Here is a 22720-nt window from a genome sequence, read left to right on the forward strand (position 1 = left end):
ATGATGTTTGGTCGATTTACAGAAAGAGCACAAAAGGTATTAGCGTTAGCTCAGGAAGAAGCGATTCGTTTAGCGCACAGTAATATTGGTACTGAACATATTTTATTGGGACTTGTCCGCGAGGGTGAAGGAATTGCCGCTAAAGCACTTACGGCGTTGGGACTGAGCCCTGAAAAGATTCAGAAAGAAGTGGAAGGGCTGATCGGGAAAGGAACCGAGAAATCTCAAACGATTCATTATACACCCCGAGCGAAGAAGGTGATTGAGCTCTCTATGGATGAGGCTCGTAAGCTGGGTCACTCATATGTAGGAACGGAACATATTTTACTAGGGTTGATCCGTGAAGGTGAAGGAGTGGCAGCTCGTGTACTCGGTAATCTCGGTGTCAGCTTAAATAAAGCAAGGCAGCAAGTATTGCAGTTACTTGGAAGCAATGACTCAAGCAACCACCAGGGAGGGGGCAACGCCAATGCCAATACGCCTACCCTTGATAGCTTAGCCCGGGACTTAACGGCAATTGCCCGTGAAGGAAGCTTGGATCCGGTTATCGGACGAAGCAAAGAAATTCAGCGTGTCATCGAAGTGTTAAGTCGCCGTACAAAGAATAACCCGGTGTTGATCGGTGAGCCCGGTGTAGGTAAGACAGCGATTGCTGAGGGTCTTGCACAACAGATCATTGCAAATGAAGTGCCTGAAATTCTTCGGGATAAACGGGTCATGACCCTGGATATGGGTACAGTGGTAGCCGGTACGAAATATCGCGGTGAATTCGAGGATCGATTAAAGAAAGTGATGGATGAAATTCGTCAGGCGGGTAATATCATCCTGTTTATCGATGAGCTTCATACACTAATCGGAGCAGGTGGAGCTGAAGGCGCCATAGATGCATCAAACATCTTAAAACCATCCCTTGCTCGCGGAGAGTTACAATGTATCGGTGCGACAACATTAGATGAGTACCGTAAATATATTGAAAAGGATGCTGCGCTCGAGCGTCGTTTCCAACCTATCCAAGTCAATGAGCCAACGGCAGAGGAATCTATTCAGATCCTGAAGGGCTTACGCGATCGTTATGAAGCCCATCACCGCGTATCGATCACAGATGAAGCGATTGATGCGGCAGTGAAACTGTCTGATCGCTACATTTCAGACCGGTTCTTACCGGATAAGGCAATCGATTTAATTGATGAAGCCGGTTCAAAGGTGCGTTTGCGTTCTTATACAACGCCGCCAAACCTGAAAGAGCTTGAAGCGAAGCTGGAAGAAATCCGTAAAGAGAAGGATGCAGCTGTCCAAAGCCAAGAGTTTGAAAAAGCAGCTTCTCTAAGGGATTCGGAGCAAAAGCTTCGTGAAGAGCTGGAAGAAACGAAGAATACATGGAAAGAAAAGCAAGGTCAGGAAAATACGGAAGTGACGGTAGAAGACATTGCAAAGGTTGTATCGAACTGGACGGGAGTACCGGTATCGAAACTTGCTCAGACCGAGACGGATCGATTACTTAAGTTAGAAGAGATCCTTCATTCCAGAGTCATCGGTCAATCTGAAGCAGTCGTAGCGGTATCGAAAGCAGTCCGTCGTGCAAGAGCGGGGCTGAAAGATCCGAAACGTCCGATTGGTTCCTTTATTTTCTTAGGACCTACAGGAGTAGGGAAAACGGAACTTGCCCGTGCATTAGCGGAATCTATGTTCGGTGACGAGGATGCCATGATCCGTATTGATATGTCTGAGTACATGGAGAAGCATTCGACTTCCCGTTTAGTAGGCTCTCCTCCAGGGTATGTAGGATATGAAGAAGGCGGTCAGTTAACAGAAAAAGTTCGCCGCAAGCCATATTCCGTCGTACTTTTAGATGAAATCGAAAAGGCCCATCCTGATGTATTTAACATCCTCCTTCAAGTCTTGGAAGACGGTCGTCTGACAGATTCTAAAGGAAGAACGGTAGACTTTAGAAACACGGTGTTGATCATGACATCTAACGTCGGTGCCCAGTCACTTAAGAGCAACAAATATGTCGGGTTCAATATTCAAGATGGAAAGCAGGATTATAAGGATATGAAAGGCAAGGTAATGGAGGAGCTGAAACGTGCGTTCCGACCAGAGTTCCTTAACCGTATCGATGAAATCATCGTTTTCCACTCACTTGAAAAAGATCACTTGAAAGAGATTGTGACATTAATGTCAAACCAACTGACAAGTCGCTTGAAAGAGCAGGATATTCATTTAGAGCTATCTGCTGCTGCTAAAGAAAAAATAGCAGAAGAAGGATTCGATCCTGAATACGGTGCACGCCCACTGCGCCGGGCCATTCAGAAACATGTAGAGGATAAACTGTCAGAGGAGCTGTTAAGAGGCAAGGTCCTGACAGGTCAGAATATTATCATCGATGTAGAGGATAGTGAGTTTGTTGTAAAGGTAAAAGAAGAAGAAGCAGCTAATACTCCTACTTAATACAAGGTAGAAAAGAGGTACACGTTTATGTTTTTCGTGTACCTCTTTTATCATAATGGATACCTTTTAAGGGGATCTGGAAATGCTTGTCGGGCCTGAACGAGCCGGCTCCGCTTTTCTGATTGTCCAGCTCCGGTGGCTAGAGGCTCGAGGTCATAAGCCAAGTTAACCAAAAAGGCAAAAAGCGCCTTTCCGGTTAACTCGTCTTATGCTTGTCGCCTCTGGACAAGCCACCTCCGCTTTTCTTATTGTCCAGCTCCGGTGGCTAGTCCCTCGAGGTCATAAGTCAATCTCGCCAAAAAGGCAAAGACCGCCTTTTCAACGAGCTCGACTTATGCTTGTCGGGCCTGAGCAAGCCACCTCCGCTTTTAAGTGTCCTAAATTGAATTAAATACATAAAACCGATACAATCATTTCAAATGGGATGGGTATTGTCATGAAATGTAAAAAGAACAAATAGAGTAAAAGAGGAGAAGAATAGATTGGCAAAGAAAAAGACAAAGTTTGTATGTTCATCATGTGGATATGAGTCTGCTAAATGGATGGGGAAATGTCCGGGGTGTAACGAGTGGAACACGATGGTGGAAGAAGTTGAAATGACGGGGAAAAAGCCTCGGGGATCATTTATGCATTCTGAAAATAGCGGGCCCACTAAAGCAGAAAAGCTTATCTCAATCGAAACAAAGCAAGAACCAAGAGTATTGACCGAATCGAAAGAGCTGAATCGGGTGTTAGGTGGAGGGGTAGTCCCGGGTTCACTGGTGTTGATAGGTGGAGATCCCGGGATCGGTAAATCTACTTTATTGCTTCAGGTATCTTCCCAGCTGGCCGATCAAAAACAGAAGGTCCTATATATATCCGGAGAAGAATCGATCAAGCAAACAAAACTTCGTGCAGATCGATTAAGTATCAAGTCGGATGATTTATATATATTTGCGGAAACGAACCTTGAATTGATTCATCAAACGATTGAACAAATCTCACCTGATTTTGTCATCATCGACTCGATTCAAACGATTTTCCATCCAGAAGTGACGTCTGCTCCCGGCAGTGTTTCCCAAGTAAGGGAATGTACAGCTGAATTAATGAGAATCGGAAAAACAAAAGGCATCGCCATCTTCATTGTAGGGCATGTTACAAAGGAAGGGTCGATTGCCGGACCACGTTTATTGGAACATATGGTAGATACCGTGCTGTATTTTGAAGGGGAGCGCCATCATTCATATCGTATTTTAAGAGCCGTGAAGAATCGCTTCGGTTCCACGAATGAGATGGGGATCTTTGAAATGAAGGAGCTTGGTTTGGAGGAGGTCGCAAATCCTTCCGAGATATTCCTGGAGGAGCGTTCCCAAGGTGCGGCAGGCTCAACGGTCGTTGCATCCATGGAAGGTACAAGGCCTGTTCTGGTGGAGATACAAGCCCTTGTCACACCTACAAGCTTCAATAACCCTCGACGTATGGCAACAGGGATCGATCATAGCCGTGTTTCACTTATTATGGCCGTGTTGGAGAAGCGGGCAGGAATGCTATTGCAGCAGCAGGATGCTTATTTAAAAGTGGCAGGTGGAGTCAAACTGGATGAACCTGCGATTGATCTGGCTGTTGCCGCGAGTATTGCGTCCAGCTTCCGGGATAAAGCGTCCAGTGCTCATGATTGTATCATCGGAGAGGTCGGATTGACGGGTGAAATAAGGAGGGTGTCGAGAATTGAGCAACGTGTCCAAGAAGCGGCTAAACTAGGCTTTAGACGTGTGATTATTCCCCAAAATAACTTAAGTGGATGGCAGCCGCCTTCGGATATAGAGGTCACAGGAGTAACAAATATAAACGAAGCGCTGGCTATTATTTTAGGAGGATAAGAAATGGAAGATAAGAAGGCAAGAGAAAAGTCCATGTCGGATATATTGCAATTTGTTGCTCCAGGTGCTCCGATAAGAGATGGCATCGATAATGTGCTGAGAGCCAATACGGGAGGACTGATTGTCGTTGGCTATAATGATAAGGTGAAATCTGTACTGGATGGCGGATTTCATATCAATTGTGCTTTTTCTCCTAGCTATCTGTATGAGCTGGCCAAAATGGATGGGGCCATCATCCTGAACGAAGCGGGTACGAAGATTATTTTGGCAAACGCTCAGTTGGCTCCCGATGTGTACGTTCCGTCTACGGAAACGGGAATGAGACACCGCACGGCGGAGCGGGTTGCGAGACAAACCAATGCCCTTGTCATTGCTATTTCGCAACGTAGGAACGTGATCACGTTGTATCAAGGGAATTTCCGATATGCTTTAAAAGATATCTCTGTCATCTTAACGAAGGCGAACCAGGCGATTCAGACTTTGGAGAAGTATAAAGTGGTTCTCGATCAGAGTATCTCTAATCTATCGGTTTTGGAGTTTGAGGAGCTTGTGACACAAAGTGACTTACTGCAGGTTCTTCATCGATTCGAGATGGTTTTACGGATTAAGAATGAGTTATTAACCTATCTAAGCGAGTTGGGGGTCGAGGGCAGGCTGATCCGTTTACAAATGAATGAGCTATTGGCGGATATCGAAGATGAAGCGATGTTGATTATCAGGGATTATTCCCAAGAGAGAAATATCAAGCCGTTTGAACTTCTTTATAAATTCCAGGAGCTTGTGCATTCAGAAGTGTTAGAGGATAATGTTCTATTAAAGTTATTAGGATACCATGGATATGTTCATCATGATGATGCCATTTTCCCAAGGGGCTATCGCGTGTTGAATAAGATCCCCCGTTTACCGATTGTGATCATTGAAAATCTGATTACAAGGTTTGAAACCCTTCCTCATGTGGTGAGTGCTTCAGTAGATGATTTGGATGAAGTAGAGGGAATTGGAGAAGTAAGGGCCAGAAAGATTAAAGAGGGGCTGAAACTGATCAAGGAGCAGACTTTTGCCGATCGACAGCTATAGGTATGTGGTCACGGATGTCCAGATATGATACAATATAGGTTTTTTCAAAAAATTGACAGTTTGTAATGAGGCATGTTAGCCTTTCATAGAGGACTCTATTAAAATGGGATTTTTATATCAAAATGGTTTCCTTTTGATTAAAATTTAATTTTTCAAGGGCTAATACGTTTCAAAAATAGTAAATTGTTTATAATGAATAGGAGGAGGTGAGGGAATGTTAAAAAGAATCGTTCAAGCGTGCTTCCTTATCGTCGGGGGGACACTAGGGATATTTCTGCTTCCCGAATTATTTACCGTCATAAATTTATCAGACATTCCTTTAATTAATAACCCTTATATGACTGCTATATTTGGTGCCATTATTTTTTATATTCTTACGTTTTGGGCAGTCGAGTATGTCGTCAATTTCGTCAAGTGGTTTGAAGATAGTTTAGTAAAAGCTCCAGTAACGGATCTGTTATTTGGCAGTTTAGGTCTTATTATCGGTCTTTTTGTTGCGTATTTGTTTGGGATTCCTTTCAATCAAATGGAGATTCCGATTGTCAACACAGTGGTTCCGATTCTGTTAACGTTGCTTCTTGGATATTTAGGATTTCAGGTCGGCTTTAAGAAAAGGGATGAACTTGTCAGTCTTTTCGGTACGTCAAATAGGGGTAAGAAAAAAGGGACTGACGAAGATTCTGATGAAGCGGGTGTGAAAACCCTGAAGATACTGGATACGAGTGTGATTATCGATGGTCGTATCGCTGATATCTGTCAAACTGGATTCTTAGAAGGAATTGTCGTGATTCCACAGTTTGTGCTGGAGGAGCTCCAGCATATTGCGGATTCTTCAGACGTGTTGAAACGAAACCGTGGACGTCGCGGGCTTGATATCCTGAATCGTATTCAAAAGGAGCTGCCTGTAGAGGTTCAGATTTATGAAGGTGACTTTGAGGAAATTCAGGAAGTTGATTCGAAGCTTGTGAAATTAGCGAAGCTTACGAATGGGATCGTTGTAACGAATGATTTCAACTTGAATAAAGTATGCGATCTTCAAGGTGTACAAGTATTAAATATCAATGACTTGGCAAACGCCGTTAAGCCAGTTGTATTACCTGGGGAAGAATTGAAAGTTCAGGTAATCAAAGACGGTAAAGAGCATAATCAAGGGATTGCCTATCTCGATGACGGTACGATGATCGTCGTGGAAGAGGGACGCAATTATATCGGCAAGTACATCGATGTACTTGTAACGTCAGTTCTTCAAACATCTGCAGGTCGAATGATCTTTGCGAAGCCGAAGCAATTAGAAAAAGCTTTATAAGTAATCTTTGCCCTGACTCTATTGATTCAGTGAGGTATAATAATTAGTATTACTCGAGTTAAAGGAGTTATCGTATGGAATATGAAGTTGTCATTCCGGCTGCAGGACAAGGGAAACGAATGAAAGCTGGCAAGAACAAACTGCTCCTTGAGTTGAATAGCTGTCCAGTCATTATTCATACATTGCGTGTGTTTGAAGATGATGCCCATTGTCAGGGTATCTATTTAGCGATTCATCCATCGGAACGAGATGTGTTCGAAAGTTTGCTTGAACGCTTCGGCATTACGAAGGTTGTTAAGCTTGTAGATGGCGGGGAAGAAAGACAGCATAGTGTATACAATGCATTGCTTGAGGTTGATCATGAAATTGTTCTTGTACACGACGGAGCAAGACCATTTATTAAAGAATCCACGATTCACCAATTAGTAGAAAAAACTCAATCAACAGGGGCCTCCATTGCCGCTGTTCCTGTTAAAGATACAATCAAAAAAGTGCTGGATGGAGAAGTCGAGGAAACGATTGAACGCTCAAGCTTGTGGATGGTTCAAACTCCACAAGCTTTTCGTGTTTCATTGTTGAAAAGAGCACACAGGGAAGCGGAGCAGGATGGTTTCCTTGGAACAGACGATGCTTCTCTAGTAGAAAGAATGGATGTTGAGGTTGCTGTTGTGGAGAGTGATTATGACAATATTAAACTGACAACACCTGAGGACTTATATTTTGCTGAGGCCATTTTGAAGAAGCAAGAGGAAATGAGTGGAGGAGACAAACATGTTTAGGATCGGACAAGGATTTGATGTTCATCAATTAGTGGAAGATAGACCTCTTATTATGGGAGGCATAACGATACCATATGAAAAAGGCTTATTAGGTCATTCAGATGCAGATGTATTATTACATGCTGTAGCGGATGCATGTTTGGGGGCTATTGCTGCAGGGGATATCGGCAAGCATTTTCCAGACACAGATCCTGAGTTCAAGGATGCAGATTCAGCAAAGCTTCTCGAGCATGTATGGGCCCTTGTGAAAGAGGAAGGCTATGAATTAGGCAATATCGATTGCACGATCATTGCTCAGAAACCAAAGATGGCTCCTTATATCGATGAAATGAGACAAAGCATCGCAACTTTATTAGAAGCGGATATTTCCCAAGTGAACGTGAAAGCCACAACCTCAGAGAAGCTTGGTTTTACAGGAAGAGGCGAAGGGATTGCTTCGCAAACAACCGTGTTGATCAAAAAGAAGTAAGGGGACAAATTCGCTTTATTCCCTTACATAACGGTGTTAAAATAGGTCAGAGACTTTAAAGCAGGTATACAAAGAGGAGGAAATCAAATGACAAAAGAAGTACGCGTCCGTTATGCCCCGAGTCCAACGGGCCATTTACATATAGGTAATGCACGAACCGCTTTATTTAATTATTTATACGCCCGCAGTGTAGGTGGAAAGTTCATCATCCGTATTGAAGACACGGATAAGAAACGTAATATTGAAGGCGGAGAAGAAAGTCAGCTTAAATATCTTCAATGGCTTGGAATTGATTGGGACGAAAGCGTAGATAAGCCTGGTGACTATGGCCCTTATCGCCAATCAGAGCGTAACCATATTTATGAGCAGTATTTAAATGAGCTGTTAGAAAGCGGACAAGCTTATAAATGCTACTGTACCGAAGAAGAGCTGGAAGCTGAACGTGAAGCTCAATCAGCATCAGGCCAAATGCCCCGATATTCCGGTAAATGCCGTAACCTGACAAAAGAAGATCAAGAAAGATTAGCTGCAGAAGGGCGTCAACCAAGCATTCGATTCCGTGTGCCTGCAGGAAAAGTATATTCTTTCAATGATATCGTGAAAGAAGATGTGGCATTTGAATCAGACGGAATCGGTGACTTTGTCATTGCGAAAAAAGACGGTACACCAACATATAACTTTGCCGTTGCAGTAGATGATTATCTGATGAAAATTTCACACGTTCTACGCGGGGAAGATCATATTTCCAATACACCAAAGCAATTGATGATTTTTGAAGCTCTTGGATGGGAAGCGCCTGTATACGGGCATATGACTTTAATCGTTAATGAAAGCCGCAAGAAGCTGAGTAAGCGTGATGAAAGTATCATTCAGTTCATCGAGCAATATGAAGCATTAGGCTATTTACCGGAAGCTTTATTCAACTTCATTGCCCTACTTGGCTGGTCTCCAAAAGGAGAAGAAGAAATATTTTCTAAAGATGAGTTTATTGAAATCTTTGATCCCGAGCGTTTATCTACTTCTTCTGCCCTGTTTGATAACCAGAAGCTAACATGGATGAACAATCAGTACATGAAGAATTTAGAATTAGAGCAAGTGGTGGAGTTATCACTTCCTCACTTAATCAGTGCTGGTAAAGTAGAAGAGAATATGTCTGATGAGCAGCGTGAATGGGCGAGTCGCGTCATTTCTTTATACCAGGAGCAAATGAGTTTCGGTGCTGAAATCGTGGAGCTGTCTGAAATGTTCTTCAAGACGGACCTCGAATATGATGAGGATGCAAAAGCGGTACTGGAAGAAGAGCAGGTTCCTGAAGTTCTTCAAGCCTTCTTAAATGAAATAGAAGCTCTTGAAAATTATGAAGCAGCAGAAATTAAATCATCCATTAAAGCGGTCCAAAAGTCTACGGGTCATAAAGGAAAGAAGCTGTTCATGCCGATCCGTGTAGCCGTCACTGGTCAGACTCATGGTCCTGAATTACCGAATGCAATCGAGCTTTTAGGGAAAGATACAGTTAAACATCGTCTGCAAAGTCTTTTAGGTTAACATTTTGAAGGAAATGTAATATAGTAAGAGTATCACACTAAATGATATCGCGTTGATGAGGAGAAGTAAGAAAAGGATGCTTAGAAGAGAGAACCATCACCGGCTGAAAGTGGTTTAAGCCCCTCCGATTCTGAAATGCACCTCAGAGCCCGTTACTGAAATATAGTAGGTAAAGGCGGCTTCCTACCGTTAACAGGATTCGAGTTGGAGAAGGAGTTATCTTCTCAATCAGAGTGGAACCGCGCTGCCTATGCGTCTCTGTCATTATATTGACAGGGGCGTTTTTTTATTGTCTGACCAAGCCGCCTGCGCTTTGGTTTATCCAGCTCCAGCGGCTAGGCCCTCGAGGTCATAAGCTAAATGGTCCAGGAAGGCAAAAAACGCCTTCCCGGCCCATTCATCTTATGCTTGTCGGGCCTGACCAAGCCGCCTGCGCTTTGGTTTTTTTAATGAAGGGGGGATAAGATGTTTAAGTCGTTTAAGGAAGATATAGAGGTCGTGTTTGATCAGGATCCGGCTGCGAGGAATTATGTGGAGGTCATCCTCACGTATTCGGGTCTTCATGCCATTTGGGCGCATCGCATTGCTCATGCATTTTTTAAACGTAAATTCTTTTTCATTGCACGGGTCATTTCACAGGTCAGCCGCTTCTTTACAGGAGTGGAGATTCACCCCGGTGCTAAGATCGGACGTCGTTTTTTCATCGATCATGGTATGGGTGTGGTGATTGGTGAGACGTGTGAAATCGGAGATAATGTCACGCTCTTCCAAGGGGTCACCCTCGGTGGAACCGGGAAAGAAAAAGGGAAGCGTCACCCGACGATCCAGGATAATGCGCTGATTGCTACGGGTGCGAAAGTATTAGGATCCATCGTAGTTGGGGAAAATTCTAAGGTAGGGGCAGGGTCCGTTGTCCTAAAAGATGTTCCTCCCAACTCAACCGTAGTCGGTATCCCGGGGAAGGTGGTCATTCAAGACGGAGTGAAGATACAGAAGGACCTGAATCACTGTGATCTCCCGGATCCGATGAACGACCGCATGAAGCAACTGGAAAAAGAAGTGAATGAGTTGAAATCATTATTAAGGGAATATGAGGGAAGGAGTCGATCATATTGACGATTCGTTTATATAACACACTGACAAGGCAAAAAGAGGAATTCATACCCCTAGAAGAGGGTAAAGTCAAAATGTATGTGTGCGGGCCGACGGTTTATAACTATATTCATATAGGAAACGCCCGCCCTGCCATTGTCTTCGATACGGTGAGACGCTATTTGGAATACAGGGGCTATGATGTTCATTTTGTCTCTAACTTCACAGATGTGGATGATAAATTAATAAGAGCGGCAAAGGAACTTGGAGTGGATGTTCCGACTGTTGCCCAGCGCTTTATTGAAGCTTATTTTGAAGATACGGGAGCGCTTGGCTGTAAGAAAGCGGATGTTCATCCGACTGTAACAGACAATATTGATACCATCATTGATTTTATTTCGGCTCTTGTTGAAAAAGGGTATGCGTATGAATCTCAAGGGGACGTTTATTATCGTACAAGAAAATTTGATGGCTACGGTAAACTGTCTCATCAGCCGATCGATGAGCTTAAAGCAGGTGCCCGCATTGATGTAGGGGACAAAAAAGAAGATGCTCTTGATTTCGTATTATGGAAAGCAGCGAAAGCAGGGGAAATATCGTGGGAAAGTCCCTGGGGAGAAGGTCGTCCCGGCTGGCATATTGAGTGCTCCGCCATGGCAAGACGCTATTTGGGGGAGACCATTGACATTCACGCTGGAGGGCAGGATCTAACATTCCCTCACCATGAGAATGAAATCGCTCAATCAGAAGCACTTACTGGTAAGCCATTTGCAAAGTACTGGATGCATAATGGATATATTAATATCGATAATGAGAAAATGTCTAAATCACTGGGGAATTTTGTATTGGTTCACGACATTATTAAAGAACAAGATCCACAGGTGCTTCGTTTCTTTATGCTATCTGTCCACTACCGTCATCCGATCAACTACAATTTAGAGCTTCTTCAAAACGCAGAAGCTGCTTTAGATCGTATTAAGACAGCTTATGAGAATTTGAAGCACCGCAAAGAGTCCAGTACGGACTTAACGGAGAACAACCAGGAATGGCTGGACAAAATTGCTGAGTTAAAAGGGCAGTTCATTACGGAAATGGATGATGATTTTAATACAGCCAACGGAATTTCCGTCTTATTCGAATTATCAAGGCAAGCCAATTATTATTTAATGGAAAAGAATACGTCCACAGAAGTGATTGATACGTTCTTACACCGATTCGAGGATTTCTTCTCTGTCCTCGGACTAAGCCTCCGGGAAGCGGAACTACTGGATGAAGAAGTGGAAGAATTGATCGAAAGACGAATCCAGGCACGTAAAGATCGCAACTTCCAATTAGCAGATGAAATTCGTGAAACGTTAAAAGGGATGAATATCATCTTGGAAGATACTCCTCAAGGCACTCGCTGGAAAAGAGGGTCTTAATGCTGTATGAGATAAATGAACAAATTGATGCTAAACAGATCAATGCACTTGCACTGGCTTATATGGGGGATGCTGTATATGAAACATATGTACGGCAGCTCCTCTTAACGAAAGGAAAGATCAAACCGAATCAGCTGCACAGAGCGGCGACTAAGTATGTGTCTGCTAAAGCCCAAGCGGCCATTCTCAGAACGTTGTTCGATCAGGAGTTCTTAACAGAAGAAGAGATATCGATCGTAAAGCGCGGCCGCAACGCAAAATCAGGGACAACTCCAAAAAACACAGATGTACAAACGTATAAACACAGCACTGCTTTTGAGGCTCTGATTGGATATTTGTTCTTACTTAATCGAACTGAGCGATTAGAGGAACTATTGAAGATTATTTTTGAACAAGCCCAGGCAGGAAAGGAGGAGCAGGGATGAGTAAAGATTTTATCGGGGGTAGAAATCCCGTTATGGAAGCATTGAAGTCAGGAAGGGATATCAATAAGATTTGGATCGCAGAAGGTTCCCAGAAAGGGTCCATCCAGCAAATTGTCGGACTTGCAAAGGAATCGAATGTGATGGTTCAATACGTTCCCAAGAAGAAGATTGAACAGATGGTACCTGAAAATCATCAAGGGGTCGTGGCTTCTGTAGCTGCTTATCAGTATGCAGAAATCGATGACTTGTTTCATAGAGCCAAGCAAAAAGGAGAAGACCCTTTTATTATTATCCTTGATGAATTAGAGGACCCGCATAACCTTGGCTCGATCATGAGAACAGCGGATGCGGCAGGTGCCCATGGAATCATTATTCCGAAGAGGAGAGCAGTGGGACTTACGTCAACAGTAGCCAAAGCCTCCACCGGTGCCATTGAGCACATTCCCGTCGCACGTGTAACCAATCTGTCGAGAGCGGTAGATGAGTTGAAAGAGCGTGGCGTATGGGTGGCGGGTACGGATGCGAAAGGAAAGCAGGACTTCCGCCAATTGGATGGTACCCTGCCTATCGGTTTAATTATCGGAAGCGAAGGAAAAGGGATGAGCCGTATACTCAGAGACAAATGTGATTTCCTTGTTCAGTTGCCAATGATCGGTCATGTAACATCATTAAACGCTTCGGTGGCAGCTAGTATTTTAATGTATGAGGTTTATCGAAAACGCCACCCGCTGGGAGAATAGCGGAGATGGACATTCTCCTTGTGGATGGCTATAACATAATAGGTGCCTGGTCGGAGCTGAATGAATTGAAACATAAAGATTTAGCCGCAGCAAGAGACCGCCTTGTTGAACAAATGGCAGAATATCAAGGATATACTGGCTACCGCGTGATTGTCGTGTTTGATGCTTATTACGTTCAGGGAATTGCCCGTAAATATAAAAATTATAAGGTAGAGGTCATTTTCACGAAAGAAAATGAAACAGCGGATGAACGAATTGAAAAATTAGCGATTGAGTTAAGTAATATTAAAACACAAATCCATGTAGCCACTTCTGATTTTACCGAGCAGTGGGCAATCTTTGGCCAGGGAGCCCTTCGTAAATCAGCTAGGGAGCTGCATACAGAAGTAAAAGTCATCGAAAAAAAGATCGAAAGAAAAGTGCGGAATTCAAGTGATAAAAGGCCGGCTTCCAAAATCCAATTGTCAGATGAAGTTGCTGAAATTTTCGAAAAATGGCGCCGTGGGGAACAATGAGAGGTTGACGATTGAATTTTCTGTAATGTATAATATTTCTATCTATTGTTTTGCGCGGGGGGATGTGTGTGAGCAATATCACCAGGACAGAAGCATTTGATAATCGATTAGAAGGCATGGATGATGAAGAGATAATAGAAGCCGTCCATCAGGGTCACAGCGAAGCGCTAGATTTTTTGATCAGGAAATATCGTAATTTTGTAAGAGCAAAAGCCCGCTCGTATTTTTTGATTGGAGCCGATAAGGAAGATATCGTCCAGGAGGGTATGATTGGATTATACAAGGCGATACGTGATTATAAGGAGGACAAGCTCACTTCTTTTAAAGCGTTTGCAGAGCTATGTATCACGAGACAAATCATTACAGCCATCAAGACAGCCACCAGACAGAAGCATATACCGCTCAACTCATATGTTTCATTGGATAAACCTATTTATGACGACGAGTCTGACCGAACGCTCTTAGATGTTATTTCAGGTGCGAAAGTAATGGATCCGGAAGCGCTGATTATCAATCGCGAGGAATTCGATAATATGGAAGACAAGATGGCCCAGTTATTAAGTGATCTTGAGAGGAAAGTACTGGCTCTCTATTTAGACGGTCAATCTTATCAGGAGATCTCCGAAGAACTGAACCGCCATGTGAAATCCATCGACAATGCCTTGCAGCGAGTGAAAAGAAAGCTCGAACGATACTTGGAAGTTCGCGAAATAACGATGTAAAGTCATATTGACACAAATTGGTGGTCGTGTTATTTTTGATAGGACTTACTATGGATAGTACAGGTGGAATATATGACTACTAAATTAATACTTGCTTGTACGGTGTGTGGTTCCAGGAATTATAGTGTACCGGGTAATCGTAATCAAGCAGTTCGATTAGAATTAAAGAAATTCTGTAATACATGTAATGCTCACACCCTACACAAAGAAACAAAATAGTGAAGCACCAAGTCTTGCGTATTGATATTAGTTGGAGGTTACAAACGGATGTTTAAATTCTTTCGCAATGTTGCATCGGAAATGAGAAAGGTCAGCTGGCCTAAACGTAAAGAGTTAACACGCTATACGATTACGGTTATTACGACGGTAGTATTTGTTGCCCTATTCTTTGCCGTCATTGACCTGGGAATCTCAGAACTTATGCGATTGATCATTGGTTCTAAGTAAGAGAAACATAGAATTAGTTGTATATATACCGTGAAATCATGGTATAATGAATGTTAATAGAGTACATGACCTTAGAGCCCGTTATCTTTTTACGGGTTTTTTCATTTGGAGAAAAAAGGCGGATTAGTATTCTTAAATAGCGAGGAGGGACGGACGTTTAGTCCTATTAAATGGAGAAAAATTGGTATGTAGTTCATACTTATTCAGGATATGAGAACAAGGTTAAAGCAAACCTTGAGAAACGTGTTGAATCGATGGGGATGCAAGACAAAATCTTCCGCGTGATCGTACCTGAAGAAGAAGAAACAGATTTCAAGAACGGTAAGAAAAAAGTCGTTAAGAAGAAGGTATTCCCTGGTTATGTGATCGTGGAAATCGTCATGACGGATGATTCCTGGTATGTTGTTCGTAACACGCCTGGAGTTACCGGGTTTGTCGGTTCATCAGGTTCCGGTTCGAAGCCTACTCCGTTATTACCCGAAGAAGTGACAAATCTTCTGAAGCAAATGGGTATGACAGAGAAAAAGGTAGAGATCGACTTCGAATTGGGAGAAACGGTAAAGGTGAACGAAGGACCGTTTGCGAACTTTACTGGATCGATTGAAGAGATAGATAATGCGAAAGCAAAAGTGAAAGTTCATGTTAATATGTTTGGCAGAGATACCCCGGTAGAACTGGATTTCTCCCAAATTGATAAATTATAATGGAAAAGAACTTGAAATCATTCTGAAAAAATGGTACTATTTCATAAGTCAGTGCGTCTCCACTAAAGAGATACTGAAACTAATAGACGTTCTTTATGTTGATAAAGACATTTTTTACATGAGTGGGAGGGTGAAAAACCCAATAACCACATCACGGACTTAAGGAGGTGTGTCTCGTGGCTAAAAAAGTTATTAAAATGGTTAAATTGCAGATTCCTGCCGGTAAAGCTAATCCAGCTCCACCAGTTGGTCCTGCACTAGGTCAAGCAGGTGTTAACATCATGGGATTCTGTAAGGAATTCAATGCTCGTACAGCAGATCAAGCTGGCTTAATCATTCCTGTTGAAATTACGGTATTTGAAGACCGTTCATTTACATTCATCACAAAAACTCCACCCGCTGCAGTTTTACTTAAAAAAGCAGCTGGTATCGAGTCTGGTTCAGGCGAACCAAACAGCAAGAAAGTGGCAACACTTAAACGCGACAAAGTACGTGAAATTGCTGAAACAAAAATGCCTGACTTAAATGCAGCTAGTGTTGAATCAGCTATGCGCATGGTAGAAGGAACTGCGCGCAGCATGGGTATCGTCATCGAAGACTAATCCCTGCTTCGTTAAAGTGAAAGTTCCTGTTGAACGAGGTTGCGATGATGAAATGTACGTTTCACTCGCAACCTTATTTCGTGGGAGGTTATTCCGCTAAAACCACATATAGGAGGAAATTTAAAATGGCAAAAAAAGGCAAAAAGTTTCTTGAAGCTCAAAAGCTTGTAGATCGTACTACAGCTTACTCAGTTGAAGAAGCAATCGAATTAGTAAAGAAAACAAACTTCGCTAAGTTTGACGCAACGATCGAAGTAGCGTTCCGCTTAGGTGTAGATACTCGTAAGAATGACCAGCAAATCCGTGGAGCAGTTGTACTTCCACACGGAACTGGTAAAACACAAAAAGTTCTTGTATTCGCTAAAGGCGATAAAGCAAAAGAAGCAGAAGCTGCTGGCGCTGATTTCGTAGGTGATGCGGAGCTTATCAACAAAATCAACCAAGGTTGGTTCGAGTTCGACGTAATCGTAGCAACTCCGGACATGATGGGTGAAGTTGGTAAACTTGGTCGTGTATTAGGACCTAAAGGTTTAATGCCAAACCCTAAAACTGGAACAGTTACATTCGACGTAACTAAAGCTGTCAATGAAATCAAAGCAGGTAAAGTTGAATACCGTGCTGACAAATCAGGTAACGTACACGTTCCTGTTGGAAAGATTTCATTCGACAACGAGAAGCTTGTTGAAAACTTTGCTACAATGTATGAAACAATGCTTAAAGTTAAACCTGCTGCTGCAAAAGGAACTTACATGAAAAACGTTTCTGTAACTTCTACAATGGGACCTGGCGTTAAAGTCGATCCTTCAACTTTCGCAGTTAAGGCATAATTTGGTATTGACTTACTAAGAACTAATGATTATAATTAGTTCTGTTGTTAAAAAACGAATACATTTGTACCGTAGACAGTAGGTGCTCATTCCGAGCTTAATGCCCTGCCGAGGTAATTGCGATAAAATAACCGCTTATAGCGTGTTTGCAATGCCCTTATGTCTACCTTGATATAAGGGCATTTTTTATTGGATGACGGTATAAATGTTCATCAGTCAATCTACAGGAGGTGTAATGATGAGCAGCATTCTAGAACAAAAGAAACATATCGTTGGAGAAATCTCTGACAAGCTAAAAAACAGTGTATCTACAATCATTGTAGATTACCGTGGCCTGGATGTTTCCGAAGTAACTGAGCTTCGTAAACAACTTCGTGAAGCTGGCATCGACTTCAAAGTGTACAAAAACACTATGGTTCGTCGTGCTGCAGAAGAAGCTGGTCTTGAAGGGTTAAACGAATTCCTAACTGGTCCTAACGCGATCGCGTTCAGCAGTGAAGAAGTAGTTGCACCTGCAAAGATTCTTAACAGCTTTGCTAAAGAACACGAAGCGCTTGAAATTAAAGCGGGTGTCATTGAAGGAACAATCACTTCAGTTGAGGATGTTAAAGCAATTGCTGAACTTCCAAGCCGCGAAGGACTTCTTTCTATGTTACTCAGCGTGCTTCAAGCACCAATGCGCAACTTTGCATTGGCAACAAAAGCCGTTGCAGATCAAAAAGAAGAGCAAGGCGCGTAAGTTAAAGCAAGTCGTTTAAATAAAAAACAAGCATACAATACAAGGAGGAAATTTAAAATGAGTAAAGAGCAAATCATTGACGCGATTAAAGAAATGTCAGTTCTTGAATTAAATGATCTAGTTAAAGCAATCGAAGAAGAATTCGGAGTAACTGCTGCTGCACCTGTAGCTGTAGCTGGTGGCGGAGCAGAAGCTGCTGCTGAAAAAACTGAATTCGACGTAATCCTTGAGAGCGCTGGAGCTCAAAAAATCAAAGTTATCAAAGTTGTTCGTGAAATCACAGGTCTTGGACTTAAAGAAGCGAAAGAAATGGTTGATAACACTCCTAAAGCTCTTAAAGAAGGTATTTCTAAAGAGGAAGCTGAAGAACTTAAAGCTAAACTTGAAGAAGTTGGAGCTGGCGTAGAAGTTAAGTAATGATTGTATAGATGAAAAGCTCGCTATATTTGGCGGGCTTTTTTCTTGTCTGGCTTCTAACAGAATATAAACATGGATTGTTCGTCTGTTATCATCAGAGCCTTTTCGGGAATGATGGTAAATAGACGTGATGTAAGAATGGATGGAGATGATATAATGACCGATCACTATTATTCTCATAACCCTGATGTAGAGAGCAACCCCCAAACAATTGCCTTTGAGTTAAGAGGACATGGGTTCCGTTTCAAAACGGACCAAGGTGTATTCTCGAAGAAGGAAGTTGACTTTGGTTCAAGAGTTTTAATCGAAACGTTTGAATTACCTGACGTAACAGGTCCGTTACTTGATGTCGGTTGTGGGTATGGCCCGATCGGATTGTCTTTAGCTAAAGACAATGATGATCGTAAGGTTCACATGATTGATGTAAATGAAAGAGCGTTATCTTTAGCGAAAGAAAATGCTAGAGAGAACAAAGTTCAAAACGTGACCATCTATCAAAGCGACAGATTTACGAATGTTGTTGAAACGGAATTTGCGGCCATTTTAACAAACCCGCCGATCCGGGCAGGGAAAGAAACGGTTCATTCGATTCTTGAAACCAGTTATGACTATCTGAAGGAGAATGGTGAATTGTGGGTCGTTATTCAGAAGAAACAAGGTGCTCCATCTGCCATGGATAAAATGGAAGAATTGTTTTCAAATGTAGAAATCGCAGCTAGAAGAAAGGGTTACTACATCTTGAAATCGGTAAAAGAAATCCGTTGACGTAGCTTTGCTGCTATGATAACATTATAAAATGCAAAAATATTATTTTCCGGTATTATGTCCATATGTATACATATTGGATAAATTGGAAAAGATTATAAAATAATAGTTCGTCATTTGAAAATGAGGTTTTATCATTAAAACCCTTTTTCTTTTTGTCTTGTGTAGAGTAGCATTCCTACTTTAAGGCATATAGACACAACCAAAACGCTTGATTTGAGGGGTGAATCAGTTGACAGGTCAACTAGTTCAGTATGGACGACACCGCCAACGCAGAAGTTTTGCGCGTATCAGTGAAGTTTTAGAATTACCGAATTTAATCGAAATTCAAACTTCCTCGTATCAATGGTTTCTTGATGAGGGGTTAAGAGAAATGTTCCGTGACATTTCTCCGATTGAGGACTTCACTGGTAATCTCTCTTTGGAATTTATTGATTATAGTCTGGGAGAGCCAAAGTACTCGGTGGAAGAATCAAAGGAAAGAGATGTTACTTACTCTGCACCGCTTAGAGTGAAAGTCCGTCTTGTGAACAAGGAAACAGGAGAAGTAAAAGATCAAGACGTATTTATGGGTGATTTCCCATTAATGACAGACACAGGTACTTTTGTCATTAATGGTGCTGAGCGTGTTATCGTATCTCAGTTAGTACGTTCACCTAGTGTTTACTTTAGCGGAAAAGTAGATAAGAACGGAAAGAAAGGGTTTACTGCTACCGTTATACCAAACCGCGGAGCTTGGCTTGAGTATGAAACAGATGCGAAAGATGTTGTATATGTGCGAATTGATCGAACTCGCAAACTACCGGTAACGGTTCTTTTACGTGCCCTTGGGTTTGGCTCTGATCAAGAAATCATCGATTTGATCGGTGATAATGAGTACATTCGTAACACGCTCGAGAAAGACAACACGGAAGGTATCGACAAGGCATTGCTCGAGATTTACGAGCGTCTGCGTCCAGGAGAGCCTCCTACAGTAGAAAATGCTAAAAGTTTACTCGTTTCTCGTTTCTTTGATCCTAAGCGTTATGACTTAGCAAACGTTGGACGTTACAAAATGAACAAAAAGCTTCACATTAAGAACCGTTTATTCGGTCAAACTCTAGCAGAAACTCTAGCAGATCCGGAAACGGGCGAGATTCTTGCAGAGAAGGGCACGGTTCTTGATCGTCGCGCGCTGGATAAGGTCATTCCTTATTTAGAAAACGGCATTGGATTTAAAAACTACCAACAGTCCGGCGGCGTGTTAGAAGAAGACGTAGTTCTTCAATCTATCAAAATCTATTCTCCTAACGAAGAGGGAGAAATGGAGATCAATGTAATTAGCAACGCTTATGTTGAAGAAGAGGTTAAGTACATTACACCTGCAGATATCATTTCCTCTATTTCTTACTTCTTTAATTTATTACATGGAGTAGGATTGACGGATGATATTGACCATTTAGGAAACCGTCGTTTACGTTCGGTTGGTGAATTGCTGCAAAACCAATTCCGTATCGGTTTATCACGTATGGAGCGTGTAGTTCGTGAAAGAATGTCCATCCAGGACACGAACACGATTACGCCTCAACAACTGATCAACATCCGACCGGTTATCGCTTCAATTAAAGAGTTCTTTGGAAGCTCTCAATTGTCTCAATTTATGGATCAAACGAATCCTCTTGCAGAATTAACGCACAAACGTCGTCTTTCTGCTTTAGGACCTGGTGGATTAACGCGTGAACGTGCAGGATTCGAAGTGCGTGACGTACATTATTCCCACTATGGTCGTATGTGTCCGATTGAAACTCCTGAGGGACCAAACATCGGACTGATCAACTCACTTTCTTCATTTGCGAAAGTGAATAAATTCGGCTTTATCGAAACGCCGTATCGTCGAGTTGACCCTGATACAGGGAAAGTGACCGATCGTATCGATTACTTGACAGCAGACGAAGAAGATAACTATGTAGTGGCACAGGCGAACGCACGTCTAGGTGATGACGGTGCATTCCTTGATGAAGAAGTCATCGCCCGTTTCCGTGGTGAGAACACGGTCATTAAGCGTGAACGTCTTGACTACATGGATGTATCTCCTAAACAAGTAGTATCAGCTGCGACAGCATGTATTCCTTTCTTAGAGAACGATGACTCTAACCGTGCTCTTATGGGAGCGAACATGCAACGTCAAGCAGTACCTTTAATGAATCCGGAATCACCGATTGTCGGAACGGGTATGGAGCACGTATCTGCTAAAGATTCTGGTGCAGCCGTGATTTGTAAATATGAAGGTATTGTAGAAAAGGTTGAAGCGAAACAAGTTTGGGTGCGTCGTGTGAAAGAAATCGACGGTCAAGAAGTAAAAGGTGACCTCGATAAATATCGTATGCAAAAATTCATCCGTTCTAACCAGGGAACATGTTACAACCAACGTCCGATCGTAAGTGAAGGCGACCGTGTAGTTAAAGGGGAAATCCTTGCTGATGGTCCTTCAATGGAAAAAGGTGAACTCGCCTTAGGTCGTAACGTAATGGTTGGATTCATGACTTGGGACGGTTACAACTATGAAGATGCGATCATCATGAGTGAACGTCTTGTGAAAGACGATGTATATACTTCTATTCATATTGAAGAATATGAGTCTGAATCCCGTGATACGAAATTAGGACCTGAAGAAATCACTCGTGATATTCCTAACGTTGGTGAAGATGCACTTCGCAATCTTGATGAACGTGGAATCATCCGCATCGGTGCTGAAGTGAAAGACGGCGACCTGCTTGTTGGTAAAGTAACGCCTAAAGGTGTAACGGAGTTGACTGCTGAAGAACGCTTATTACATGCAATCTTCGGTGAGAAGGCTCGAGAAGTCCGGGATACATCTCTTCGTGTACCACATGGTGGTGGAGGAATCATCCTTGATGTTAAAGTCTTCAATCGTGAAGACGGCGACGAATTGCCTCCAGGTGTAAACCAGCTTGTTCGTGTATACATCGTTCAGAAGCGTAAGATTTCTGAAGGTGACAAAATGGCTGGTCGTCACGGTAATAAGGGTGTTATCTCAAGAATTCTTCCTGAAGAAGACATGCCGTTCTTACCAGACGGTACACCAATCGATATCATGTTGAACCCACTAGGGGTACCATCTCGTATGAATATCGGACAGGTGTTGGAGCTTCACTTAGGTATGGCAGCAAGATATCTTGGTGTTCATGTCGCTTCACCGGTATTTGATGGAGCGCGAGAGGAAGACGTATGGGCAACCATCGAAGAAGCAGGTATGGCACGTGATGCGAAAACAGTTCTTTATGATGGTAGAACAGGTGAACCTTTTGATAATCGTGTATCAGTTGGTATCATGTATATGATCAAGCTTGCTCACATGGTCGATGATAAACTTCACGCTCGTTCAACTGGTCCTTATTCACTTGTTACGCAGCAGCCACTCGGTGGTAAAGCACAATTCGGTGGACAGCGTTTCGGTGAGATGGAGGTATGGGCACTTGAAGCATACGGTGCTGCTTACACTCTACAAGAAATTCTAACAGTTAAGTCTGATGATGTTGTGGGTCGTGTGAAGACATACGAAGCCATTGTCAAAGGTGAAAATGTACCTGAACCTGGTGTTCCGGAATCATTCAAGGTTCTGATCAAAGAACTTCAAAGTTTAGGTATGGATGTTAAGATCCTCTCTAGTAACGAAGAAGAAATCGAAATGCGTGACTTAGAGGATGAAGAAGAAGTACAACAAGCAGACACGCTAAATATCTCTGAATCTAATGCACAAGAATCCGAGACAGTTGGGTCAAAAGAATAAATTTAGAGCAATTAGGGTTAGAGCCTGTAGA

The 22720-nt window shown here is 42.6% G+C and carries 22 protein-coding genes and 2 other annotated features; all 22 genes read left to right on the forward strand.

Translation table 11 applies throughout. From position 1 onward, the window contains the following. The 22 genes from clpC to rpoB all read left to right on the forward strand — a co-directional run bounded on the left by clpC (window position 1) and on the right by rpoB (window position 22689). Window positions 1-2448, forward strand: a complete 2448-nt coding sequence (gene clpC, locus ACCB35_RS00585) for an ATP-dependent protease ATP-binding subunit ClpC (protein ID WP_044340500.1) — start codon at window positions 1-3, stop codon at window positions 2446-2448. Window positions 2449-2930: 482 nt separating this feature from the next. Continuing rightward, a complete protein-coding gene (gene radA / locus ACCB35_RS00590) occupies window positions 2931-4307 on the forward strand; it encodes a DNA repair protein RadA (RefSeq protein ID WP_374055388.1) in 1377 nt (458 codons plus the stop codon). A gap of 3 nt (window positions 4308-4310) precedes the next feature. Further along, the gene (gene disA / locus ACCB35_RS00595) at window positions 4311-5384 is read left to right on the forward strand and encodes a DNA integrity scanning diadenylate cyclase DisA (RefSeq protein ID WP_044340502.1); all 1074 of its coding nucleotides are present in this window, start codon (window positions 4311-4313) and stop codon (window positions 5382-5384) included. 214 nt (window positions 5385-5598) lie between these two features. Further along, window positions 5599-6690, forward strand: coding sequence for a PIN/TRAM domain-containing protein (locus tag ACCB35_RS00600; RefSeq protein ID WP_374055389.1), 1092 nt, complete (start codon window positions 5599-5601; stop codon window positions 6688-6690). A gap of 74 nt (window positions 6691-6764) precedes the next feature. Next, window positions 6765-7469 carry a 2-C-methyl-D-erythritol 4-phosphate cytidylyltransferase gene (gene ispD, locus ACCB35_RS00605; protein ID WP_374055390.1) on the forward strand — a complete coding sequence of 235 codons (705 nt, stop codon included), beginning with the start codon at window positions 6765-6767 and terminating at the stop codon, window positions 7467-7469. Further along, window positions 7462-7938, forward strand: coding sequence for a 2-C-methyl-D-erythritol 2,4-cyclodiphosphate synthase (ispF, locus tag ACCB35_RS00610; protein ID WP_374055391.1), 477 nt, complete (start codon window positions 7462-7464; stop codon window positions 7936-7938). The genes ispD and ispF overlap by 8 nt, the downstream gene beginning before the upstream one ends. A gap of 87 nt (window positions 7939-8025) precedes the next feature. Continuing rightward, entirely contained in the window at window positions 8026-9483 is a 1458-nt protein-coding gene (gene gltX, locus ACCB35_RS00615) for a glutamate--tRNA ligase (protein ID WP_374055392.1), read from the forward strand. A gap of 43 nt (window positions 9484-9526) precedes the next feature. Then, window positions 9527-9746, forward strand: a binding site (T-box leader). A gap of 202 nt (window positions 9747-9948) precedes the next feature. Next, window positions 9949-10599, forward strand: a complete 651-nt coding sequence (gene cysE / locus ACCB35_RS00620) for a serine O-acetyltransferase (RefSeq protein WP_044340507.1) — start codon at window positions 9949-9951, stop codon at window positions 10597-10599. Next, the gene (gene cysS, locus ACCB35_RS00625; RefSeq protein ID WP_374055393.1) at window positions 10596-11996 is read left to right on the forward strand and encodes a cysteine--tRNA ligase; all 1401 of its coding nucleotides are present in this window, start codon (window positions 10596-10598) and stop codon (window positions 11994-11996) included. Before cysE ends, cysS begins: the two co-directional genes overlap by 4 nt. After that, on the forward strand, window positions 11996-12421 hold the full coding sequence (locus tag ACCB35_RS00630; RefSeq protein ID WP_374055394.1) for a Mini-ribonuclease 3: 426 nt from the start codon (window positions 11996-11998) through the stop codon (window positions 12419-12421). Before cysS ends, ACCB35_RS00630 begins: the two co-directional genes overlap by 1 nt. Beyond that, window positions 12418-13161: a 23S rRNA (guanosine(2251)-2'-O)-methyltransferase RlmB gene (rlmB, locus tag ACCB35_RS00635; protein WP_374055395.1), complete on the forward strand. Its 744-nt coding sequence runs from the start codon at window positions 12418-12420 to the stop codon at window positions 13159-13161. Before ACCB35_RS00630 ends, rlmB begins: the two co-directional genes overlap by 4 nt. A gap of 5 nt (window positions 13162-13166) precedes the next feature. Beyond that, a complete protein-coding gene (locus tag ACCB35_RS00640) occupies window positions 13167-13676 on the forward strand; it encodes an NYN domain-containing protein (RefSeq protein ID WP_044340511.1) in 510 nt (169 codons plus the stop codon). A 77-nt stretch (window positions 13677-13753) separates the two neighbouring features. Beyond that, window positions 13754-14398, forward strand: coding sequence for an RNA polymerase sporulation sigma factor SigH (gene sigH, locus ACCB35_RS00645; RefSeq protein ID WP_374056919.1), 645 nt, complete (start codon window positions 13754-13756; stop codon window positions 14396-14398). A gap of 72 nt (window positions 14399-14470) precedes the next feature. Continuing rightward, a complete protein-coding gene (gene rpmG / locus ACCB35_RS00650) occupies window positions 14471-14617 on the forward strand; it encodes a 50S ribosomal protein L33 (RefSeq protein WP_079534455.1) in 147 nt (48 codons plus the stop codon). 48 nt (window positions 14618-14665) lie between these two features. After that, window positions 14666-14845 carry a preprotein translocase subunit SecE gene (secE, locus tag ACCB35_RS00655; protein WP_044340513.1) on the forward strand — a complete coding sequence of 60 codons (180 nt, stop codon included), beginning with the start codon at window positions 14666-14668 and terminating at the stop codon, window positions 14843-14845. A gap of 170 nt (window positions 14846-15015) precedes the next feature. Next, entirely contained in the window at window positions 15016-15549 is a 534-nt protein-coding gene (nusG, locus tag ACCB35_RS00660) for a transcription termination/antitermination protein NusG (protein ID WP_044340514.1), read from the forward strand. Between the two features lie 176 nt (window positions 15550-15725). Next, a complete protein-coding gene (rplK, locus tag ACCB35_RS00665) occupies window positions 15726-16151 on the forward strand; it encodes a 50S ribosomal protein L11 (RefSeq protein WP_032085258.1) in 426 nt (141 codons plus the stop codon). Between the two features lie 80 nt (window positions 16152-16231). Then, window positions 16232-16978: a 50S ribosomal protein L1 gene (rplA, locus tag ACCB35_RS00670; RefSeq protein WP_299746265.1), complete on the forward strand. Its 747-nt coding sequence runs from the start codon at window positions 16232-16234 to the stop codon at window positions 16976-16978. A 51-nt stretch (window positions 16979-17029) separates the two neighbouring features. Continuing rightward, window positions 17030-17174: a sequence feature (ribosomal protein L10 leader region), on the forward strand. Window positions 17175-17216: 42 nt separating this feature from the next. Beyond that, window positions 17217-17717, forward strand: a complete 501-nt coding sequence (rplJ, locus tag ACCB35_RS00675) for a 50S ribosomal protein L10 (RefSeq protein WP_044340515.1) — start codon at window positions 17217-17219, stop codon at window positions 17715-17717. Window positions 17718-17774: 57 nt separating this feature from the next. Then, window positions 17775-18134 (forward strand): 50S ribosomal protein L7/L12, encoded by a 360-nt coding sequence (gene rplL / locus ACCB35_RS00680; RefSeq protein ID WP_044340516.1) that lies wholly within the window; start codon window positions 17775-17777, stop codon window positions 18132-18134. A 156-nt stretch (window positions 18135-18290) separates the two neighbouring features. Continuing rightward, window positions 18291-18899, forward strand: a complete 609-nt coding sequence (locus ACCB35_RS00685) for a class I SAM-dependent methyltransferase (RefSeq protein WP_374056920.1) — start codon at window positions 18291-18293, stop codon at window positions 18897-18899. A gap of 232 nt (window positions 18900-19131) precedes the next feature. Next, window positions 19132-22689, forward strand: coding sequence for a DNA-directed RNA polymerase subunit beta (rpoB, locus tag ACCB35_RS00690; RefSeq protein ID WP_044340518.1), 3558 nt, complete (start codon window positions 19132-19134; stop codon window positions 22687-22689). The last annotated feature ends 31 nt before the right edge of the window (window positions 22690-22720 follow it).

It is taken from the genome of Rossellomorea sp. FM04394, assembly GCF_041889765.1.
In the GTDB taxonomy this organism is placed as follows: domain Bacteria; phylum Bacillota; class Bacilli; order Bacillales; family Bacillaceae_B; genus Rossellomorea; species Rossellomorea aquimaris_B.